At 59.8% G+C, this 1,544-nt stretch carries 1 protein-coding gene; it reads left to right on the top strand.

Annotated elements, in window-relative coordinates:
- The first annotated feature begins 57 nt into the window (after positions 1 to 57).
- Positions 58 to 1,485: an IS1182 family transposase gene (locus BRAS3843_RS25150; protein ID WP_008971909.1), complete on the top strand. Its 1,428-nt coding sequence runs from the start codon at positions 58 to 60 to the stop codon at positions 1,483 to 1,485.
- Positions 1,486 to 1,544: the final 59 nt, after the last annotated feature.

Genomic DNA, 1,544 nt, shown 5'->3' on the forward strand with positions numbered 1-1,544 from the left:
CCGTGTAAAAACCATGGGTTCGTGGTGGGATTGAGAGGTGATTGATTCGGGGGCAGAATGGGACACGTCAGCGGCCAATCGCGTTATCAGGCGACGCTCTACCCTGAGGCTCTCGATGAGGTGATCGCACCCGATAGCCCGGTGCGTGTCATTGACGCCTTCGTGGATAGCCTGGATCTGAGGACGCTGGGCTTTTCGAAGGTTGAAGCGGAGGCGACGGGACGACCGTCTTATGATCCCGGCGACCTGCTGAAGCTTTATCTCTACGGCTACCTGAACCAGATGCGGTCGAGCCGGAGGCTTGAACGAGAGGCCCAGCGCAATGTCGAGGTGTTTTGGTTGATCAACCGGCTGAGCCCGGTGTTCAAGACCATTGCGGACTTCCGCAAGGATCATCCAGAGGCAATCACTGGGGTATGCCGATCGTTTATTGAGTTCTGCCGCCGGCAATCGGTGTTTGGAGGCGAAGTTTTGGCGATCGACGGGACCAAGATTGCTGCGGTCGCGAGCCGCAAGAAGGTCATCACGGAGGCGAAGCTTGCAGAACGAGTTGCCGCGGTGGAGCGCAAAATTGCTGAATATCTGATGGCGATGGATGAGGCCGATGCCGAGGAGGCCACGCCAGAACCGGCAAAGGCCGACGTTACCGCAGCGCTCGCGGCGCTGAAGGCTCAGCGGATTGAACTGCAGCAGCAGGCCGAACAGCTGGTGCGGGAGGGGCTCAAGCAGAAGGTTTTGACCGAGCCTGAGGCCAAGCTGATGCGCACGCCGCGAGGTCATCAGGTGGGCTATAACGCGCAAATTGCGGTCGATGCCAAGCATGACTTGATCGTGGCTTTCGATCTGACCAGTGACGGCAACGATCTGCAGCAGCTCCATCCGATGGCGCAGCAAGGCAAGGCGGCGGTCGGTGCAGACCAGCTCACCGCGGTGGCCGATACCGGCTACTCGAACGGCGAACATGGCAAGTTGTGCGAGCAGGACGGAATTACGGCGATCGTGCCGCGCGCCGAGACAGTCAATCCGAAGGGAAAGCAATACTTCTGCCGCGATCAGTTCACCTATGATCGCGAGGGAGACAGCTGGCGTTGCCCGGCAGGTGAGGTCCTGAAGCTGTTCAAGATCTCCCATACGCAACAGAAGAAAGAATACCGGACACAAGCCTGTCCGACCTGCCCACTGAAGTCGCAATGCACCAAATCGGCCCGGCGGGTGATCGTGCGCAGCTTCCATGAGGATGACCGGGAGGCGATGCACCAGCGGGCCATGGCCGATCCGACCTGGATGAAGCTCCGCCGCGACGTCGCCGAGCATCCGTTCGGAACCATAAAATGGCTGATGGGCGTCCCGCGCTTCCTCGTCCGAGGATTGCGCAAGGCAAAATCCGAGCTGGCGCTCATCGTGCTGAGCTACAATCTCAAGAGACTCCTCACCATCAAAAATGGACCAGCGCTGCTCGATGCGCTCCGGCCTTGTACAGCTTGAGGCCGCATGCTTCCCCTCCGCCGTCCAACAGGCCGCCCTCACATTTTTACACGGCCTGG

This window comes from Bradyrhizobium sp. STM 3843, assembly GCF_000239815.1.
Lineage (GTDB): Bacteria > Pseudomonadota > Alphaproteobacteria > Rhizobiales > Xanthobacteraceae > Bradyrhizobium.